At 40.9% G+C, this 20,391-nt stretch carries 20 protein-coding genes and 1 pseudogene; 7 read left to right on the plus strand and 14 right to left on the minus strand.

From position 1 onward, the window contains the following. Positions 1-38 precede the first annotated feature (38 nt). The 7 genes and pseudogenes from ACFILL_RS03700 to ACFILL_RS03730 all read left to right on the plus strand — a co-directional run bounded on the left by ACFILL_RS03700 (position 39) and on the right by ACFILL_RS03730 (position 9,223). The gene (locus tag ACFILL_RS03700) at positions 39-1,943 is read left to right on the plus strand and encodes a tol-pal system protein (RefSeq protein WP_375643266.1); all 1,905 of its coding nucleotides are present in this window, start codon (positions 39-41) and stop codon (positions 1,941-1,943) included. 18 nt (positions 1,944-1,961) lie between these two features. Further along, complete coding sequence (tilS, locus tag ACFILL_RS03705; protein WP_375643267.1) at positions 1,962-3,449, plus strand: tRNA lysidine(34) synthetase TilS; 1,488 nt, start codon at positions 1,962-1,964, stop codon at positions 3,447-3,449. A 114-nt stretch (positions 3,450-3,563) separates the two neighbouring features. Further along, positions 3,564-5,726: an ATP-dependent zinc metalloprotease FtsH gene (gene ftsH / locus ACFILL_RS03710; RefSeq protein ID WP_375643269.1), complete on the plus strand. Its 2,163-nt coding sequence runs from the start codon at positions 3,564-3,566 to the stop codon at positions 5,724-5,726. 551 nt (positions 5,727-6,277) lie between these two features. After that, positions 6,278-7,651, plus strand: a complete 1,374-nt coding sequence (gene glmM, locus ACFILL_RS03715; protein ID WP_375643270.1) for a phosphoglucosamine mutase — start codon at positions 6,278-6,280, stop codon at positions 7,649-7,651. 574 nt (positions 7,652-8,225) lie between these two features. Next, a complete protein-coding gene (locus ACFILL_RS03720; protein WP_375643271.1) occupies positions 8,226-8,447 on the plus strand; it encodes a hypothetical protein in 222 nt (73 codons plus the stop codon). A gap of 164 nt (positions 8,448-8,611) precedes the next feature. Then, positions 8,612-8,818 (plus strand): annotated as a pseudogene (locus ACFILL_RS03725) (HigA family addiction module antitoxin); the annotation flags it as partial. A 285-nt stretch (positions 8,819-9,103) separates the two neighbouring features. Further along, on the plus strand, positions 9,104-9,223 hold the full coding sequence (locus ACFILL_RS03730; protein ID WP_375630941.1) for a type II toxin-antitoxin system RelB/DinJ family antitoxin: 120 nt from the start codon (positions 9,104-9,106) through the stop codon (positions 9,221-9,223). A gap of 836 nt (positions 9,224-10,059) precedes the next feature. Here ACFILL_RS03730 and virB11 read toward each other — a convergent pair. The 14 genes from virB11 to ACFILL_RS03800 form a co-directional block, all read right to left on the minus strand. After that, the gene (gene virB11, locus ACFILL_RS03735; protein ID WP_375643273.1) at positions 10,060-11,112 is read right to left on the minus strand and encodes a P-type DNA transfer ATPase VirB11; all 1,053 of its coding nucleotides are present in this window, start codon (positions 11,110-11,112) and stop codon (positions 10,060-10,062) included. 17 nt (positions 11,113-11,129) lie between these two features. Next, positions 11,130-12,302 (minus strand): type IV secretion system protein VirB10, encoded by a 1,173-nt coding sequence (gene virB10, locus ACFILL_RS03740; RefSeq protein WP_375643274.1) that lies wholly within the window; start codon positions 12,300-12,302, stop codon positions 11,130-11,132. A 27-nt stretch (positions 12,303-12,329) separates the two neighbouring features. Continuing rightward, complete coding sequence (gene virB9 / locus ACFILL_RS03745) at positions 12,330-13,181, minus strand: P-type conjugative transfer protein VirB9 (protein ID WP_375612502.1); 852 nt, start codon at positions 13,179-13,181, stop codon at positions 12,330-12,332. 2 nt (positions 13,182-13,183) lie between these two features. Further along, positions 13,184-13,855, minus strand: coding sequence for a virB8 family protein (locus ACFILL_RS03750; RefSeq protein ID WP_375630945.1), 672 nt, complete (start codon positions 13,853-13,855; stop codon positions 13,184-13,186). Then, positions 13,852-14,139, minus strand: coding sequence for a type IV secretion protein VblB7 (locus ACFILL_RS03755; RefSeq protein WP_375643275.1), 288 nt, complete (start codon positions 14,137-14,139; stop codon positions 13,852-13,854). The genes ACFILL_RS03750 and ACFILL_RS03755 overlap by 4 nt, the downstream gene beginning before the upstream one ends. A gap of 6 nt (positions 14,140-14,145) precedes the next feature. Continuing rightward, on the minus strand, positions 14,146-15,084 hold the full coding sequence (locus ACFILL_RS03760; RefSeq protein ID WP_375643277.1) for a type IV secretion system protein: 939 nt from the start codon (positions 15,082-15,084) through the stop codon (positions 14,146-14,148). Between the two features lie 46 nt (positions 15,085-15,130). Then, the gene (locus tag ACFILL_RS03765) at positions 15,131-15,511 is read right to left on the minus strand and encodes an EexN family lipoprotein (RefSeq protein ID WP_375643278.1); all 381 of its coding nucleotides are present in this window, start codon (positions 15,509-15,511) and stop codon (positions 15,131-15,133) included. A 64-nt stretch (positions 15,512-15,575) separates the two neighbouring features. Then, positions 15,576-15,779 (minus strand): hypothetical protein, encoded by a 204-nt coding sequence (locus ACFILL_RS03770; protein ID WP_375643279.1) that lies wholly within the window; start codon positions 15,777-15,779, stop codon positions 15,576-15,578. 26 nt (positions 15,780-15,805) lie between these two features. Further along, positions 15,806-16,210, minus strand: a complete 405-nt coding sequence (locus ACFILL_RS03775) for an EexN family lipoprotein (RefSeq protein ID WP_375643281.1) — start codon at positions 16,208-16,210, stop codon at positions 15,806-15,808. Then, positions 16,210-16,647 (minus strand): EexN family lipoprotein, encoded by a 438-nt coding sequence (locus ACFILL_RS03780; protein WP_375643282.1) that lies wholly within the window; start codon positions 16,645-16,647, stop codon positions 16,210-16,212. Before ACFILL_RS03780 ends, ACFILL_RS03775 begins: the two co-directional genes overlap by 1 nt. After that, a complete protein-coding gene (locus ACFILL_RS03785; protein WP_375630950.1) occupies positions 16,647-16,913 on the minus strand; it encodes an EexN family lipoprotein in 267 nt (88 codons plus the stop codon). Before ACFILL_RS03785 ends, ACFILL_RS03780 begins: the two co-directional genes overlap by 1 nt. A 24-nt stretch (positions 16,914-16,937) precedes the next feature. Next, a complete protein-coding gene (locus tag ACFILL_RS03790) occupies positions 16,938-17,702 on the minus strand; it encodes a type IV secretion system protein (RefSeq protein ID WP_375643283.1) in 765 nt (254 codons plus the stop codon). Then, the gene (locus tag ACFILL_RS03795) at positions 17,699-20,059 is read right to left on the minus strand and encodes a VirB4 family type IV secretion/conjugal transfer ATPase (RefSeq protein ID WP_375643284.1); all 2,361 of its coding nucleotides are present in this window, start codon (positions 20,057-20,059) and stop codon (positions 17,699-17,701) included. Before ACFILL_RS03795 ends, ACFILL_RS03790 begins: the two co-directional genes overlap by 4 nt. Then, positions 20,059-20,382 carry a type IV secretion system protein VirB3 gene (locus ACFILL_RS03800; protein ID WP_375643285.1) on the minus strand — a complete coding sequence of 108 codons (324 nt, stop codon included), beginning with the start codon at positions 20,380-20,382 and terminating at the stop codon, positions 20,059-20,061. Before ACFILL_RS03800 ends, ACFILL_RS03795 begins: the two co-directional genes overlap by 1 nt. Positions 20,383-20,391: the final 9 nt, after the last annotated feature.

Genomic DNA, 20,391 nt, shown 5'->3' on the forward strand with positions numbered 1-20,391 from the left:
GTTTCAACTATTTAATAAGCTCTTAAGGGGAAAAAAGAATGTATCGTAAAATCAATTGGAAAACACTCTTTTATATGGGGGTTTTCATAGCTTGTTCTACTTCACTTGTTCAAAGTGCGGCACGAAAGGCTTCCGAATATCCTGCACATGATACGGATAAAGTTGATGCAGTTGATAAGGCAACTGATGACGTGAAGAAAGCACCTGAAGCAGCCGATAAAGCAGCATCTGATGCGGCGGAAAAAGCCACTGACGCTGTTGATAAGGCAACTGATGATGTGAAGAAAGCGCCTGAAGCAGCTGATAAAGCAGCATCTGATGTGATAGAAAAAGCCACTGACGCTGTTAATAAGGCTGTCGATGATGTGAAGAAAGCACCTGAAGCAGCCGATAAAGCAGCATCTAGCGCGGTGGAAAAAGCCACTGACGCTGTTAATAAGGCTGTTGATGATGTGAAGGAAGCGCCTGAAGCAGCCGATAAAGCAGCATCTGATGTGATAGAAAAAGCCACTGATGCTGTTAATAAGGCTGTCGATGATGTGAAGAAAGCACCTGAAGCAGCTGATAAAGCAGCATCTGATGTGATAGAAAAAGCTACTGACGCTGTTAATAAGGCTGTTGATGATGTGAAGAAAGCACCTGAAGCAGCTGATAAAGCAGCATCTGATGTGATAGAAAAAGCTACTGACGCTGTTAATAAGGCTGTTGATGATGTGAAGAAAGCACCTGAAGCAGCTGATAAAGCAGCATCTGATGTGATAGAAAAAGCCACTGACGCTGTTAATAAGGCTGTTGATGCTGTTAAAGAAGCACCTGAAGCAGCCGATAAAGCAGCATCTAGCGCGGCGGAAAAAGCCACTGACGCTGTTAATAAGGCTGTTGATACTGTTAAAGAAGCACCTGAAGCAGCCGATAAAGCAGCATCTAGCGTGGTGGAAAAAGCCACTGACGCTGTTAATAAGGCTGTTGATGCTGTAAAAGAAACACCTGAAGCAGCCGATAAAGCAGCATCTAGCGCGGTGGAAAAAGCCACTGACGCTGTTGATAAGGCAATTGATGCTGTAAAAGAAGCACCTGAAGCAGCTGATAAAGCAGCATCTGATGTGATAGAAAAAGCCACTGACGCTGTTAATAAGGCTGTCGATGCTGTAAAAGAAGCACCTGAAGCAGCCGATAAAGCAGCATCTAGCGCGGTGGAAAAAGCCACTAGTGTTGCGGAGCACCAAGGGATTATTTTAGAGAATCAACAGGCTTTATTTAAAGATTATGATTTAGATAAGCTTTTGCATAAGATACGAATGGTGCTTGAGCATAACAGTCTAAAAAATGTTAACAAGCAGTTTCACGAGCTTTTTGATACAGAAGCCTCTTCTGTTTATTCTTGTTCTTTTGAAAAGTCTGCTGTAGATGAAAAATCTCAGACTGTAAAAGAAGAGATAGAGCAGGACCATAGTACAGGTGATCAGACAAAGGTTGCTGCTGTGGAAGCTAAGGTGGAGAGCCATGATCATGAAAACAGTCAACCTTTTAACAAAGCGCATGAAGTAAGTGCTCCAATTGAAGCACATCAGAGTGACAATCTTTCTTCTTCTAAAGCTTTGTATAAGGAAGGGTATGATTTTATTCGTTCTGCTAACTATGTTGATGCTGAAAAAAGCTTTTGCGCTTTTCAAAATCGTTACAAAAAAGATTCTTTGAGTGATGATGCTTTATTTTGGTTGGCCGAATCTTTGTTGGGGCAAAAACGCTATCATGAAGCAGCACAAGTTTATCTTACCGCATGGTATGCAGATAAAAAGAAGCTCTATACCTCTGAGATTTTGCTGAAATTAGCAAGAAGTATGGTCGCTCTTGAGCCAAATAAAGACGATTGTGCTCATTTTGTGAAAAAATCAAAACGTCAACAAACATTAGCATCTGTTTTTTGTAAACCTGCAAAATAAACAGCGAGGTCGTTTTCGGTGTGCGTTAGACTGGCAAGAAATCTCTTTAAAACATCGGATTTTATTCAATGTCAGAAGTTGATTCTTGCCGTCTCAGGGGGAAGCGATTCTTTGGCTTTGATGTTTTTGGTCAAAGAGCATTTGGAAACTCTCGCATTTCCTCCAGAAATGATTGTTGTCACGGTTGATCATCAATTGCGTAAAGAATCGATGCGTGAAGCAGAAACTGTTGCGAAAATTTGTCGTGTCCATGATATTCAACATATCACTGTGCGATGGGAAGGCGAAAAGCCAAAGACGCATATTGCTTCCAGCGCGCGTGTTGCACGCTATGATCTCTTGGTTAAAGAAGCACAAAAACAAGGCGCATCACTTATTATGACGGGGCATACACTCAATGATCAGGTTGAGACCTATCATATGCGGTATCAACGTCTCCAAAAGAATAGAGGTGCTTTATATAGTGAAGCTGTTGCTATGCGCGATGAGGTTTATGCCAGTGGTTTTGCTGGTGCTTTGCGCGGTGAAGCCGAGGGTATACGTGATGAGGATCATACCAGAAAAACGAGAAAAAATATTGCCGAAAAAAACTATGGTCCCCTTTATGAGCGCGGTTTATCCTGTATTCCGCGTGAGGCGTTGTTGCATAGAAAAGTGCGTTTGATTCGGCCACTCCTTGGTGTAAAACGCCAAACATTACGGAATTATTTACGCTTACAAGGACAAACATGGATTGATGATCCAACCAATGAAGATCGCAATTTTGAACGTGTGCGCGTGCGTCAATCTCTTTCTCCACAAAAATTGGCTTATATTGCTCAAAAAATAAATGAAGCCGCATTGCAGCGTCGTCAACAAGCCAAAAATATTGCTGATTTGATCTTAGCGCTGGATATTACTGTCCAACATGGGCGTTGTTTCATAGCAAAGCCTGCGCTGTTTTTACAGAAACATTCCAGTTTTCCTTTCGTGGTGGGGCTCTTTGCTGTGCTGATGGGAGGGGGATTTTATTTGCTCCCCAATCAGAAATTAAGCATGCTTGTTCAAAAACTCTGTCTCGATTCTCCAGAAAAGAAGCGTTTTACTTATGCGGGTTCTGTTATTGAATATAACAAGCACGGAATTTCTTTGTGGCGTGAAGGGCGAAATATGAAAGAGGCTATCGTTGAGCCAGATAAAACTTTTATATGGGATGGGCGCTATCATATCACAAATCATGGATATGAGGCTATAAAGGTTGGAGCCGCAAATTTAGAACAGCTGAAATTTTTATTAAAAAATAGCGATTTTGAGCTTGAAAAGCCTCATTTTCCCTCTTTACAATCGCTGCTGATGATCTCAAATCATAAAGGGTATGATATTCCAGAGTTGATTTCTCAAGAAGTTGTTCATAAACATGTTATCGTCAAGCGGATTATGGCACCTTTCGATTGGCTTTCCTCACGAGAAGATGCTGCCTTGGTAAATGTTGTGGAACCTTTTTTTAATATTAAGGTGAAAAGATAAAGGAAAATTACTCTAAAAGAAAATAAACAGCTTCTCATCTCTTGGCAAGGGGCTGACAAGGTTATATGTTAAGGGGAACTGTTTGAAATCTATATTTGATTAAGTGGGCTGAATATGAATTCCAATTACCGCTCTCTCCTTATTTGGGGAGTTATTGCCTTGATTTTGATTGTGTCGTTTTCTCTCTTTAATGGAGATAGCCAACGTTCTGGTGGTGGAGAAGTCTCCTATTCTGAATTTTTGCAAAAAGTTGAGAATAATGAGTTGAAATCTGTGACCATTCAAGGTCAAAAATTAACAGGGAAAACCATTGAACATAGAGCTATTTCAACCTATGCTCCTCGCGATCCAGGTTTGATACAAAAGTTGGAAAGCAAAAACGTCAATGTTAAAGCTATTCCTGAAAGCTCTGGAAATAGCATTTTCCTCAATCTCCTCTTTTCCTTATTACCTGTTATTATTATCGTGGGGGCGTGGGTCTTTTTTATGCGGCAAATGCAAAATGGATCACGTGGTGCAATGGGATTTGGGAAATCGAAAGCAAGATTGCTTAATGAAGCGCAAGGACGTATTACCTTTAAAGATGTTGCTGGCGTTGAAGAAGCAAAGCAAGATCTTCAAGAAATTGTTGAATTTTTACGCGAACCACAAAAATTTCAACGCTTAGGGGGGCGTATCCCACGCGGTGTTTTGCTTGTTGGTCCTCCAGGAACCGGTAAAACTTTGCTAGCACGTTCTGTGGCAGGTGAAGCCAATGTGCCATTCTTTACCATTTCAGGGTCTGATTTTGTTGAAATGTTTGTTGGTGTTGGGGCAAGCCGTGTGCGCGATATGTTCGAACAGGCTAAAAAAAATGCACCTTGTATTATCTTTATCGATGAAATTGATGCTGTTGGACGCCATCGGGGGGCTGGTCTTGGCGGTGGAAACGATGAACGTGAACAGACCTTAAACCAGTTGCTTGTCGAAATGGATGGATTTGAGCCCAATGAAAGTATTATTCTTATTGCCGCAACAAACCGTCCTGATGTCCTTGATCCTGCTTTATTGAGACCAGGGCGTTTTGATCGGCAAGTTGTTGTGCCAAACCCTGATGTTTCTGGGCGTGAGCAAATCTTGAAAGTGCATGTGCGCAACGTGCCTTTAGCGCCTAACGTTGATTTGAAAATTTTGGCAAGGGGAACACCAGGATTTTCCGGTGCGGACCTGATGAATCTGGTCAATGAAGCTGCTCTTATGGCTGCGAGCCGTAATAAAAGAGTTGTCACGATGCAAGAATTCGAAGATGCCAAAGATAAGGTGATGATGGGGGCTGAACGTCGTTCAACCGCTATGACACAAGAGGAAAAAGAACTCACTGCTTATCACGAAGCAGGACATGCTATTGTGGCTCTTAATGTGCCGGTTGCTGATCCTGTCCACAAAGCAACAATCGTTCCAAGGGGAAGAGCATTGGGAATGGTGATGCAATTGCCTGAAGGCGATCGCTATTCTATGAGTTATCGGTGGATGATTTCTCGTTTGGCTATTATGATGGGTGGACGTGTGGCTGAAGAATTAAAGTTTGGAAAGGAAAATATCACCTCCGGTGCTTCTTCTGATATTGAGCAAGCAACGAAATTAGCACGTGCAATGATCACACGGTGGGGATTTTCTGATCTGCTTGGAAATGTAGCTTATGGCGATAACCAAGATGAAGTCTTTTTGGGTCATTCTGTTGCGCGAACACAAAATGTCTCTGAAGAAACAGCACGCATGATTGATATGGAAGTGCGTAAGCTTATTGATGATGCCTATAAAAATGCGACAAACATTTTGAAAACAAAAAGAAAAGAATGGTTTGCTTTGGCACAAGGTTTGTTGGAATATGAGACTTTAACGGGAGCTGAAATTAACGAAGTTATTGCAGGAAAGCCTCCTTCACGCACACAGAAAGATGAGGGTGCTGCGCCACGGGGGTCTTCTGTTCCAAAAACTGGAAAAATGAAGACAGAGACAACAGTGGTAGATGAAAAAAACGCTGAAGCAGTCTCTAAAACAGCGCCTCATAAAGTAGAGACCGATAAAGGCGAGGCAGACAAAGCAGAGGCAGCTGTTGGAAAAAAAACAGCAAAATCCAGTAATGTTGCGCTTAAGGAGGCTCAGTCTAAAGAAGTGCAATCGGATGAGACTGAGAAAAAAGCACAAAGCACAAAAGGTACTACAAAATCAGTCAACCGCTCTAAAAGTAATGCTGAAAAGAAGTTCAATACTGCGGGAGATGATAAAGAAAAATAAGAATTATTTAATACCGCTTGAGTGACGATGTTTTAGGAAAACTTCTAATTTTTTTGAGAAAGGCGCAAGTTTTGTTTGCGCCTTTCTTGTAATATTTGCAAAAATATGGAAGCAAAAAATTAAGCAAAGCCGTTGTATTATGACGGCTTTAGCATGCTACAAGGCGAGGTGGACTGTTGCTTTTCTAATGTGGTAGGGTTGTGAGGTTAGGCGATAGATTTCCTTGCTGATTTTGTAGGGTATGAGGTTTGGTGCTGGGTTTCTTTACGGATTTAGCAAGTGTGTGAGATTATCCGTTGGTTGTATTAAAGGGGTGTATAGAGCATTTTGAGGAGATAATATTGCTTTTATGTGGAAGGGTGTAAACATAATTGCTTGAGAGTGGTTTAGATGTGTAGATGGTGAATAGGGGGCTTGATTGTTTAAATGCATGAAGGTTTAGATCAATGATCTGATTTTATACGGGGAGCGGGGGGACTATTGTACCAAGGGGGCTTGTTAGGGGTTTAAGGAAAAGCCAAGGGAAGAATTATATATTAAAGGAAAGAGGCATGGTGCAAAAATATTTTGGTACAGATGGAATTCGGGGGAAAGCCAATTCATTTCCTATGACACCCGATTTTGCCATGAAGGTGGGGATGGCTGTAGGGGTTTTATTTCGCTCACAACATCAATCTCATCGTGTGGTGATTGGCAAGGATACACGATTATCTGGTTATATGTTGGAAAACGCTTTGGTTTCAGGATTGACTGCTGCGGGGATGGAAGCTTTTTTATTGGGTCCAGTGCCAACCCCTGCTGTTGCAATGCTTTGCCGCTCTTTGCGAGCGGATCTTGGGGTGATGATTTCTGCTTCTCATAATCCGTTCTATGATAATGGAATTAAACTTTTTGGTCCTGATGGTTTTAAACTTTCAGATGATATGGAAGCCAAAATTGAACAATTGATCGATACAGATCTTTCAAAATCTTTAGCAAGTTCTGCCGAAATTGGTTATGCAAAACGGGTTGAGGGGGATATTTATCGTTATATTGAATATGCCAAACGAACTTTGCCGCGTGATGTTCGCTTAGATACTGTGCGTATTGTTGTGGATTGTGCCAATGGGGCTGCTTATAAAGCGGCTCCCCGTGCTTTATGGGAATTGGGGGCTGAGGTTTTTGCTATTCATGATGAACCCAATGGGACCAATATTAATCAAAAATGTGGATCAACCGATTTAAGCTCTTTAAAACGAAAAGTGCATGAAGTGCGTGCTGATGTGGGGATTGCTCTTGATGGAGATGGAGATCGTGTTCTCATTGTTGATGAAAAAGCACAAACGGTTGATGGAGATCAGTTAATTGCTGTAATTGCTGAAAATTGGCATAAAATGGGACGATTACGGTGTAATGGTGTTGTCACAACGATTATGTCAAATCTTGGACTGGAACGTTTCTTGAATAGCAAAGGGTTGCACCTTGTAAGGACAAAAGTTGGAGATCGTTATGTTGTCGATGCCATGCGCCAAAAGGGATATAATGTTGGTGGTGAGGCTTCTGGCCATATCGTGCTCAGTGATTTTGGTACAACGGGTGATGGCTTGGTGGCTGCATTGCAGATTTTAGCCTGTATGAAGGAAAGTCAAAGCCCTATGAGCCAATTGTGTAAACGGTTTGAACCTGTACCGCAAATTTTAAAAAATGTAACGATTAAAAATAAAAATATCCTGAAAAAAAATCCCGTCAAAACGGCCATTGATCAAGCAGAGAAGCGGTTGGGAAAAGAGGCACGGCTGGTGATCCGCGCTTCTGGAACTGAGCCGGTTATCCGCCTTATGGCTGAAGGCGATGCACGAGAAGTATTGGACACTGTCGTGACAGAGTTGATGGATGTTATTATTCATCATGATGTACGCATGGGGACTGCACTTGAGGAATCTTGATTTTTTTGAGAAAATTATCAGATCATCTTTGAATAAAGGTCTGATTTTAATGCGGGATTTTGGCAATTACAAAAGGTATGATTATTAACTTTGTTAGTGATGTAATAACGGTAATGGATACTCTATCTACGAACAAATTAAATAAAAAAGGGAAAAGTCTAATTCTAATAACTACAATGCGTATAGATTTCTCTATAGTTCGTAAGATATGAAAAATATGCCTTTTTTTGATTTTCCTTTTTCTTTTACTTATTCGTAAACCGGTTATTAGTTTAACAGAGTTTGTAGGGGGAGTTTATTAGTGTTATTCATTCTTTTTACTGGGCATACAGCGGGTGCAGCGCCCCATGAACATCAAACAGCAATGGTCATTGTGGTTATATCATCTTGATGTTTCTAAGTGCCGCTGCCAATTGGAGATATGATACGCTCCTATTACGTTTAGCTCCTCCTAATTATGAACTTATACTTTTCCAATAATTAGTAGAATAATGAGAAAGAGATGAGAATAAGCAATTTTTTCACGACAGTTCTAATGTTTATAAAGTAAAAAAAGCCGTGTGATGTAAAAATAATGAACATTTTTTGGATCTTGGAGGGGGACACTCTATATTCATTTATGATTTTAGGATTTAAACATAAAAGGATTGAAGCCTTCTATAATACTGGTACGACTGAAGGGATTAGAACCGCCCATGCTCAAAAATTAAAGCGTATTCTAAGTGCTCTTGAAGGAGATGTATCGCCAAAAGATTTTGAGTTATCCGTCCTTTTGGTTACATCTGCTAAAAGGTGATTTCAAGGATTATTAGTCAATTACTGTAAATGGAAATTGTCGCGTAATATTTCGCTTTGATAGCATAGATGTCGAAATGGTTGATTATCTGGATTGTCATCAAAAAGCAGGTCTAAACAATGATGAAGAATCCTTCACATCCCGGTGAATTATTGTGAGAAGATGTGATCAAAGAGCTTAGTTTATCCGTTAATGAAGCAGCAGAGTAGCTTGGTATATCTCGTGTAGCACTTTCTAGAGTTTTAAATGGAAAAGCCGCTATGAGTGCTAATCTTGCTATTAGGCTTGAAATGTCTGGTGTAAGCACAGCACGTGCTTGGCTTGCTATGCAAACAAATTATGATTTATCAAAAGCAATCCCCAAAGAACAGTCTCATGATCAAGATTGCATAAAAGAGTTTCAAATGGCAGTTAAGTTTTTGCAACAGAGACAACAGGAGAAAATCAACGCAATAGCGCGTGCAAGATCAATAGATATGATACGGTAAGGGCAAGGATAAAGCCTTATGCTGTATAAGCCCTATTAAGCCATACGGTAAAAGAGAGGTAATCAAAGAAGGTGTTTAATATGGGTGTGACAAAAGATGTTGTACGTGCCTGCATAGATAGGGCGTTAAAAAAAATCCGGTGAGATATTAGCAAGTTTAGGACTTACGGTGTCTGATTTCATCCGTATTGCTTTGACAAAAGTTGTTCATGAAAAAGGATTGCCGTTTGATATGTCTATTTCTAATGCGAAAACGCTTAAAACTTTCGAGAAAAGTGACAAGGGTTAAGAGAAGTGACAAGGGTAAAGAGATATGTATTGCTGAAGATAGGTAAGATTTGTTTTTTCATTTGGATATTTGATATTTCTGATCATTCACTTCAAATTAGCTTTTCATTTACATCATTATCGTTATGGGTGTTTCCGTATATTGAATGATGTATGCAAACCGTGATTGAAATGGCAGCTTATTGAATTTCTGTGAAAGAAGAAGGCATATCGCTTGAATAATTATTTGATATTGTTTCTTTTATTGCTACTCATTCAGATGCTGGTGGTCTTATGCAAGGGTTAAGAGAAAGCCAAGGAAAGTTAGGTTTAAAAGCATAAGAGTAAAAGTGGGGGATATAAGGTTATACCCTTTTTTGGTGGTTAAAATATTCCGGTGTTGATCGAAGATATTTACAGTCAATCATCTTGAGGTAATTTGATAAAATCAGAGAGGAATGCGTTGAAGAAAATTTTTATATTGCGCCTTGATGAATATCGAAAAGAATAATAATGGATAAGGCACATAAAGCAGGATCTCGTATATTACAAGGTGCTCGTGAAGCTCTTGTCTGAAGCTAAAGGTGAAGCGGATACTAAATTTGGTATCTATATTCCTGCAAATGTTGATGTCAAAAAAAATCAGAAAAAATATAGGGTTATAGATATCATTTTCGGCACGTTTTGGTTTTCCTGTGGGGCGCATTCGTGATTGGGAATGGGGATGATATTTTTACTTCTTTTTACTTGTTGTTTTCGATTATTAACACTGAACTTGAAGCGATTAATCGTGTTTTTAAGAAAGCTCTATTGGTATAGTTTTTGCTTATAAAAAAGGGTGTGAGGGGTAGCGTTTTTTTAAAAAGCATCACGGCGTTTGAAGGGGTCGTAATAGATTTCTGTTACACGAAATTTGCCTTCGAGGCGTTTACATTGGATGATGACATCTATCATCGAGATTAATAAGCCGCGGATATCATCGCGTGCTAAATTACCACCACCGTCACTTTCTTTGACTAAAAGGGTCATTTGTTCAAAGGCTGCAAGGGCTGTTGAGGCGTGGACGGTGGTAATGGAGCCGGGGTGACCAGAGTTGACATTACGGATATAGTAAAAGGCTGTACCATCACGCAGCTCTTGTAGAAGGATTCTGTCGGGGCGCATGCGTAAGCCTGATTCAAGCAGTTCTTTTGCACCTGCTTTTGCTAAGCCTTGGTTATCTTTTGAATAAAAGAGCTGCACTTTGTTGGCGTGCGGAACGACAAGTTCTGGTGTGTCTTCAATGGTGAGAATTCGTTCATAGTCAGGGATTTTTGCAATCAAAGCTTTGGAGAGGGTTGTTTTACCAGAACCGGTTTTGCCCGATATTAAGATATTTTGTTGTGTAATAACGGCTCTTTCTAAAAAGGTGCAAAAGTCTTTGGCCAGAAACAAATCTGTTAGTTTTTTGTCTGTATCAGAGAGTTCGGATAACCGTTCTGTCATTTGTTGCGTGGGTGTGAAACTGGTGTTTTGGGCAACAGAAAAAAGATTGTTTTCATGTAAACTTTCAAGAGAAAAAGTGCGTGATGAAGGTTTACGAATGGTCATGCTAATGGTATTGGCTGCAACTGCTGGAGGCATAACAATTTGTATGCGTTCGTTGTTTGGCAGTGTTGCGGAGAGAACGGGATTTTCTACACTGATTTTTTGTGTTGTGTAGGCAGCAACAACTTTTGCAATCCCTTCTAGTTCGCTGTAGGTTAGTTCTTTTAAGATGTGGGTTTGCCAACCATTGGGACCCTCAACGATTACTTCGCCAGGGCGATTGATAACAATTTCAAATAAATTGTCATCATTGAGGAAGTCATCTAAGATCTTTAATTTTGTTAAAACGATGGAGGCGCGTTCTGCATTTTTTGCTGATGGCATAATGTGACTTTATTGGCTTAATGAAAAAAGGAATAGCTGGGAGTAGAGCGGTTTCTTTTGCTCTTTACGACTAGTTTATAGACAGAGGAAAAATCGAGATCTTTTGCTACGAAAATGTTGACGAGTTCGCCTTGAAATTTTTCTAGGGTAGGAGGAATGTTGATTTGATTTTCAAGAGCAATACTGGCGGCCTCTTTTCCAGTGTTGTTTGCGCCTTCAAAACCGCCGCCTCCAGAGTTGTTTGAACCTTCTTTATTGGAATTGCCTACTATTTTATTTGTTAAAACTGTTGTGGCACCATCAATAACGGTGAGTAAAAGGGAAGAGCCAAAGCGTTCCCACCAATGGGTGTTGATGTTGCCATCAAAACCGGCTCTGCCTAAACTGTCGGTTGCGGGTGAGGCAAGGTCGATGATGACACCGGTTGGGGTTTTTGCTCTTGTCCAGAGTACAAAGAGGCGAGATTGACCTTGTTTTATCCCTCCGCGGTATTCGCCAATCACTTGGGTTCCTTTATCAAGCAAAACAACGCGCCCATTGTCAGAGAGGATATCACGGTTGATGATGCAGCTTGCAAAGCCTGGTTGCTCACTGTTTAATGCGGTTTCTAAGATACAGGGAATAGAGGTTCCCATGGCGATGATAAAGTTTCTATTGCCGATGAGTTTTGCTTTTGCTTCTTCTGTTTTGGTAGGCTTTAATAGGGTTGCAAAATTTTGTGTGTCTTGAAGGGCAGGAGAATTTTGCGCATTCGCGAGATTTTCAAGGGCATGGAATTTTTCAAGGGGGTTTAGAGCAGTGTTGACGATGTCTTTTAATTGCGATTTAGAGCCTTTGGCAAAAGCAAGAACAGGGGCACGTCTTGCGGCATCAAGTAGTGGGTCATCTTTTTTGGGTTCTTGTGCGAGTGGTTGTGGGGGTGGTAAGGTTATTGGCGCTATGTTTGCACGCGGGTCAGAGGGCGCGAGCTCTAAAGGGGCGAGGGAATTGTGAAAGCTTTTTTCTTGTTTTTTATGAGCTTTTGCGGTGTCTTTTTGTTCTGTGGGGGAGGATAAGATGTTCCAGAGCACATAGCCGCAGATTCCTATACAAGCTATTGCGACAACTATTTTTTTGCCAGCGCTTTTGGCGCTATTGTTTTTGCCATCCCCAATAGATCCGCGATCTTCGATGATTGATTTATCACTCATGTGTTGTCCCCTTCAATTCCCGCTTATTTAAAGATCTGATGCAATTTTACGTTCAACAGATGGTGAGGTTGTTCCGGTATTTGGATTTGTGCCTTTTGGTTGATAGGCTTCGTTAAAGACGCATAGGACGTTTTTTCCCTGTCTTAGGGTGAAGCGTGCGCTAATGGCATGGACAATCACCATGTTGCCTCTTGTGGTTTTGGGAACCAGCGATTCTGTACCGTCATTGCTGACAATGTAAATGGCAGGGATTTCTTGGTTGTCTGGAAATGTAAATGTTGTGGTTTTGCCATTGTCATAAACGGAGGAGGGTTCGAGCACGCTCGAGCCTTGAGCGGTGTAAGCCCAATTGCGTGGTCCGTAGGTTTCAGAAGCGTTGAAGACATTATCGATACGCTGGGCTTGTTGTTTTTCTTGTCGCATAAGGGCTGCGAGTCTTCTTTGTTCTGCTTCTTCTTGTGGGTAGCGAAATTTCACAAGGAAATATGTTTCTTGTCCAGATGAAATTTCCCCATCTTTGACCATGAGTTCAAATTGATAGGAGCGCTTTGAGCCATCAAGCTTTGTGGTGACGACTTGGAGATTGGTAATGGGTTGGACTTCCCGCGCTTTGAGGAAAAGAATATTGCCAGCGGGGGCGACTTCCCATGCAACGCTGTTGCCAATTGCCACATGGGCAATTTCTTCATTGGGAGAAAATTCTATTTGTACCGATGAGCGTATGGAGCCAATAATTTTTGTGACATTATAGGCATCATAGTTGATAAAGCGAATGCGGCTATCGCTTGGCGCACGGGTGGGAAAAATACTGGCATGGCTAGGCGTTAAAGAAAGGGTAATAGCGATGTTAAGAATGAGAAAAAGAATTTTTTTTGTCATGATCAGTTGACCACTTCCGGATCGGTTCTATATTCACTAACAATAAACCCTAGAGGATTTATCAAACGGTTTTGGACAGAGATAGGGGCATTGATATATTCAAAGGTAAGTGTTGCAACCCAGTGGGTGATGAATTCTTTGTTGGTTTCATTGTCATGAATGGTTCTGTAGTAACGCACTTGGGCAACATCGTCATTGATAAAGGAGATTGATTTTATTGTTATTGTAACGGCGGCGTGTTTATAGAGAATTTGAGGACTTTGGGGATTTCTTGCTCCATACCAGCTGGCAAATCTTTCCTGTTCTTCAGAAGAAGAGAGGAGAGAGACGGTTTGGAAGTTGTGTTGTGTTTCTTCTGTGGTGAAGCCTTCACGGGAGCGGACATATTTTGCAGCAAAGTAGCGTGTGATTGCTTCGTCGACATTGGTGGGACCTTCTTTTAAGGCTTCCACAACTTCGGTGATGCCGGTTGAATTGTCGACGCGGATCACAAAAGGTTCCACGGTTTTAAGGGGTGTGAGGGTGATGACCGCGAGAGAAGACAGTATTGCAACCGCAACCGCGATGCCGGCAATGGCAAGCGAGACGCGGGTGGTGCGGCGTGAGGCGAGCATGCGATCTTGATCGAACGAGCGCGCTTCAGCAATGTATTGTTCTATGTCTTTTTCTTTCATGCTTTTTGCCCGCAATTTTTGTAAGATTTGATTTCTTCATCCGTTAATTTTTGTGCCAGAAGCATTTCCAGCTTACCTTCTTTTAGGGTTGAAGGGGTGTTGTTACTGATGATAATGGGTGTGGGCGTGGGTTTTTTCCCTTCCCAATTCCACATTGATCTGTTGAGTGGACGTTTAGAATATCCATCACATTTTGGGAGTGACTTCAGTGTGTGTGATGAGGACATACAGCCACTGAGAAAGAGAAATGGTAAGATAATCCCAATTTTTTTAAATTTCCGCATTTGAACTTAGGCCTTTGCTAATAGTGATGCTAATTTTTTAACGCCCTTTGCTATCGTGTTGGCTGTTGCTTTAGCAGCGCGAAAAGCTTCTTTCCCAGCACGTTGCGTTCCCGTTATTGCACTTGTGAAAGAAACAGCCCCAGAGGCTAAAGCTGATGCGACATCAGGGAGTTTGGTGAAAAGGTAACAACCACAAAAGCTAATAGCTGAGAAATTAATTAAGGAAAGCATTATATCTTTAAGATTTACTGAGAAGATTTGCATTGCAAGATTGACATACATACCGCCAAGCAACACGACTAATACCTGCAAAATAATGAAGTTTGCAACTTGTCCTAACCATGCTTCTGTAAAGCGCCTAGTTGGGGAAAACAGACCAAGGCTTATAAAAAGTGGTCCTATCGATAGGACAAGAAATAAACCAAGTTTAGCAAACATTGAGACGATAAAACCAATTGCAGACATTACAATAGCATCCACTAAACAGCCAAAACCAGCAAGCCATGTCGCAAGAAACTTACCCGTGTTAGTCCATCCTGTGTATTGATCTGATGCGTCAAAAACGTGTGCACCAGCTTGTCTTAGCATATTGTCCCATATATTTTGATCCGAGTGTACTGCACCTTGTGTGACATTTGCAATGGCATTCGGCAGATCATTGAAAAATATATCCCTGACCCACGCATTATAAAGAGCAGTGTTTGTGGCAAGTGCAACAATGATGCCAAGTTTGAAAGCTGTCGCTATAAATTCCCATAAGGGCACGGAAAAACGCCCTGAGATGATATTGTACCCCATAAATATAATGTAAATTGTACAAGATGCTTTAAGCGGGGCACTTAAACCCGATGAAAGATTATTAATAGTTTTGGTCATTATCTTTTCAAGAGACGCTATTACAACATTATCCATCTGAGTAAATACAGTTACATTTTCAAATGCCATTGCATATCCATTCCATCAAATTTTTGTAAATATGATTACTTCTGATTTAATTATTATCCTGTTGTTGTTTAGCTTTAGCGCGCTCTTCTGCTTCTCTTTCGGCTCGTTCTTTCGCTTCTTGTTCGGCTTGTAATTTTTTAGTTTCAGCTTTTTCTTTGGCCACAAGTTCCTCCATCTTTTTGTTGAAGCGCTCTATTGCTTTACGATCGCTTTCTTCATCTTGTGCCTGACGTTCTTTCTGAAGTTCTAAAAATGCTAACCGCATGTTTTCACAATTTTTTGAAGTTCCTGCGAATCCACATTTAGCATCCCATTCTAAGCGTAAATTTTTATCTTTTTTAAATTCTGCGACGCTATAAGTTTTTTCACATCCAGCGGTGATGAGCCCTGTGCAAAGTAGCAATGTTGTTATGAGAACTTTATTCATAGTATTTCCCCTTTTTCCTTTCAGTTTTACAAGGTTTGAGCACAATCTTTAAATTATGCTTGTGTTATCGGTTTTTATAACCAGTGATGATAAATCTAGGGCAGAGACATAATGTTGCCATAAATATATTATAGAGTGTACAAAGCTCTTTAAGTGGAGCAGCTAAAGCGCAATAGCGATGTGTAATGGTGCTATCCATTATTTTTGTAAGGGAATGCATTACAGTATTATCTATCCAAGTAAATACACCTTTGGTTACTACTGCCATTGAGATGCTCCGCTCTTCATTATGTTTTAATGGTTATTTTGTTGTTCTTCTGCCGTGCGCTCTTTTGCTTCTTGTTCTTCTTCAGCGCGTTCTTTTGCTCTTTGTTCTGCTAATTTTTTTTTAGTATTAGCTTCCATTTTTTCAATCCAAGCTTTTTGTTTAGCCATAAATTCTTCATCTCTTTTGCGATTGTTCTCTTCCGCTTGACGCTCTCTTTCTTCTGCTTTTGCTTCATATTCTTTTTCAAGTTCTAAAAATGCTAATCTTAAGTTTTCACAATTTTTTGAAGTTCCTGCGAATCCACATTTAGCATCCCATTCTAGGCGTAATTTTTCATCTTTTTTAAATTCTGCGACGCTATAGGTTTTTTCACATCCAGCAGCGATAATTCCAGTGCAAAGTAGCAATGTTGTTATGAGAACTTTATTCATTATTTATTGTCCTGTTGTTTAGCTTTAGCGCGCTCTTCTGCTTCTCGTTCGGCTTGTTCTTTTGCTTTTTGTTCTTCTTCAGCGCGCTCTTTTGCTTCTTGTTGTTCTTCAGCGCGTCGCTTTGCTTCTTGTTCGGCTCGGAATTTTTCATTCTCAGCTCTCATTTTTTCAATCCAAGCTTTTTGTTCAGCTTTAAATTTTTCATCTAGTTTACGGTTTTCTTCTTCAGCTTTTTTCCGACGTTCCTTTTCAAGTTCTAAAGCTGCTACTCTTAGGTTTTCACAATTTTTTGAAGTTCCTGACCATCCACATCTTGCACCCCATTCTTCCATCAATTTTTTATCTTTTTTAAATTCTGCTACGCTGTAGGTTTTTTCGCAACCAGCCGTGATCAGCCCTGTGCAAAGTAGCAATGTTGTTACGAGAACTTTATTCATTATTTATTGTCCTGTTTCTTTTCAGATTCTTGTTTATCGTCATTTGTTGAGCCAAAGCCTCCCCATTTTTTACGGGTTTCAAGTTCAGCTTGCTCTGCATTTTTACAATTTTTCGAATTCAAATCCCCTGACGTCAAACATTTCAGTAATACTTCTTCCATCAGTTTTTTATTTTTTTTAAGTTCTTCTACGCTGTGGGTTTTTTCACATCCAGTGGTGATGAGCCCTGTGCAAAGTAGCAATGTTGTTATGATGATCTTGTTCATATTCAAGCCCCTCTTTTCTCCCGTTTATTGACCACGCAGTGTTTTGGCTAAAGCTTTGTATCGCGCTTTAAATTCTTCCATTTCACGTTGTTTTGCAGCTTTTTCTTCTGCTTGTTGAATCATCATGGCGGCTTGCATTTGGAGTATTTTTGCTTGGAGGTCTGCTTGTACCGCTGATAATTGTGCTTGAATGCCTTGAATTTTACCCGCATCTTTAGTACTTCCAAGTTCGTCAAGGAGCTTGGTAATGTTTTTTTGTGTTTCACTGGCTTCTTCGTAGACGTCTTGGCCTTTGGCTGCCTGTCCTACCGTGTCCTGTTCGGCTTTTTTCACTTCTTGTGCGTAAAAAGCATCTACTGCTTCTTTTGATCCTGCACCCCCCGCGGGCTCTTTGTATAAGAGTTCTTCTTGCCATTTTTGCGTGTTTTTGCTGCCGCCACCGCCACCACCGCCGCTGCCCATCGATTGTTGAAAGTGGTTAAAATCTGAAGGAAGGGCGCCACTGCTCCCTTGCTTGTTAAACATCTCTTTCAATCCCGAAATGTCAGGCTTGACATTTAAGGAGTTATATAACTGTTTCGCTTGATCGAGTTGGCTCTTTAATTGGTCAAGCTGTTGTGCACCTTGTTGAATTTGTTCTTGCAATTTGTTAAGTTGTTGTGTGCCTTGCTGGACTTGTTTCATTATTTGTCCTACAGCCGCGGGATCATATACCATGATAGCGAATGCATTTGTTTGAAAGCCAAATGAAGCTGCATAGACGGTTGTTGCCAATAAAAGTTTTTTCATTGCTTTGACCTTTCTTGAAAAATAGGAAGCCATTTTTCTGGAGATTGTCCAACTTCATCCATAATGGTCTCTAGGAGTTCAATATTCTTGGTGGTGCCACTTAAAATGGCTATTTCATCATCAAAGCCGCGTAAATTCAGCTCTGCTACAACTGAACTTTGTCCTTGTTTGATGAGAAAACGCCGTGACTCACGGCTTAATTCTGATTGTATCAGGTTAAATTCTCTGTCCGATAATTTAAAACCTTCTACATAATCCCCATGATTGCCCTTTTGATTGGGAAAATAAATCTGTGTGGGGCATTGCTCTATAATGGTGTGGGCAATGGTCGAATTGATCGCATCTTTGGGAGATTGCGTTGCAAACAACATCAAACCATTTTGTTTACGGATAGTTTTCAGCCTGTCTTGCGCAAAGGCTTTAAAGGAATCATCCTCTAAGGCTTTCCAGAACTCATCAATGACAATGATAATACGACGCCCATCAATCAGAGACAAAATTCTATGAAAAAGATACATCATTAAGGGGGGACGAATTTCATTATTGTCTAAAAAATCCGTCATGTCATAACCAATAAATTTTGCATCAATGCCAATGTCGTCATCAGGATTGTCAAAAACCCACCCTAAGGCATTGCCTTTACACCATCTTTCTAAACGACCCGCTATCCCCTCCCTGTGCGTGGTGTCAAAAAACATTTGTAAGGCGGAGATCGTCCGTTGTTCTTTTGGCAACAAGGCAAGTTGGTCAACAGCAGCAGAAATATCTTGTCTTTCTGATTCACTGATCTTTTGATCTTCAGACGAAACAAGCTTTATAATCCATTGGCGTAAAAAAACTCTATCTGCTGGATTGTTATAGTCTAAGCCTTTTAGCGGTGCTATGCCTGTCGGTCTACCATTCTTCAAGGGCATATAAGTGCCGCCACCCGCTCTGACAAAAAGTTCTGCGCCCCGATCTTTGTCAAAAAAGACCATATTGGGATCATGCTTTTGAAGTTGCGCTAAAAGAAAATTGACAATAACCGTTTTCCCAGAACCAGAGGGACCACAAACAAACGTATTGCCTAAATCACCAAAGTGAAAGTTAAAATAAAATGGTGAACCAGCAGAGGTTTTCATCAAGGCTACCGCTGGTCCCCACACATTGCCATCTATTTTCCCAACCGGAAAAGAATGAAAAGGAGAAAGCGCTGCATAATTGCGGCTTGTTATTGCACCAGAGCGGGTGCGATAAGCATAATTGCCAGGCAATTGTGCCCACCAAGCCGCCGCTAACCCTAAGTCTTCCCGCGCAATGACAGCCCCACCATCTGTAAGACGAGAACGCGCTTTGGCAAGATTATCCGCTAACTCTTGCGGCGTATCAGCAAAAACTGCCAATGATAAATGATGCTCCCCTAAAACAAAACGATTGGATTCAAGATCATCAAGCGCATCATCAAGTTCCATAATTTGTGAGCCCGCACGGTCTCCTGCATTGACCATTTGGTTTTGTTTGCGCCCCATAATCTGCTTGGCAGCATTTTTGCTCTTGAAAATAAAAGATTGGGTGAAAATAAACTCAAAGGGAAGGGTGAGCAAACCATCCGCCATGCCTACCCTGGTTTTTGCTGGATATTCTTTCCAACCAAACATGCCCGCAAACCGCTGTGCCGCCTCGGTGCGTATTTCTATGATCTCTTTCCCAAAAATGAGACGGTCTGAATAAACAGTTGAAGCTATCGTCCCCCATGTGAGAGGGATACGTTCACGACGACCTCCCACCAATTGGTGGATAAACTCACTTTGCTGCGAATAAATATTGCCTTCATGTTCATAAAGACTCAATCTTCTTGCACCATAGCGCTCTAAATTTTGAATAAGATCTGTTGTAATATCTTCAAGCTTGCGAATGGACTCTGCATCAACTTCTGTCTTTTCTTGCTTGGCTTTGCCTAAACGTTTGAAAAACTCCACTAATTTATCCGTTTGATCAACGTGTGGATTCCACAAAATCGAAAGATAAAGCTCATTGCGATAAAGCTCCTGTGAAATCATCCGGTCGCGATATTTATCATCTAATTGCTTGGCAAATGCCGATCTGAAAGTCCCATCCGGATAAACAGTTTCACGCTTTCTGATAATATGGCTATAAAGCGCTATCCGTTCATCCGCTATGTTTTTAAACAGATTATTGAGCTGTTCGTGAAGCACATTCAGATCAATAATATCCGCTGTCTCAAAGTTAATGCCTTCAAGTTTAATAACGCTCATGAGAGCGCGTGAATCCAGCGCAATGATGTGTTTATTGACATGGCGCACATAAGGAATGATCGCCTCTGGCTGCTTTTCACGTTTGCGCTCTGTTCTATTCATTATAATTCCTCATAATTACGAATTAATCGTAATGGAGAAATACTTCCCCCACCCCATAGACTCGAATTTCTGGCAAAAATAGATGTCTTTTGCCATGTCAGAAGAATACGAAATTTGTTATGGTCATGCTTTAGGATTTCCTTGAATATGAAATGCAGCATCACACCAAAGGTTAGAAGAAAAATATTGCCTGTCATAATAAACAACATCATCGTTCCTATCGCATTTAATCCCATAGCTTCCACCGTCACGCCTGCGATCATTGCAGGGCGCGTGCAAGCAAGAAATAACGTATCTTCTGTTAGCTTGTCGTGCTCTTTCATGGCTTTGAA

This window comes from Bartonella sp. AP20NXHL, assembly GCF_042196165.1.
GTDB lineage: Bacteria > Pseudomonadota > Alphaproteobacteria > Rhizobiales > Rhizobiaceae > Bartonella.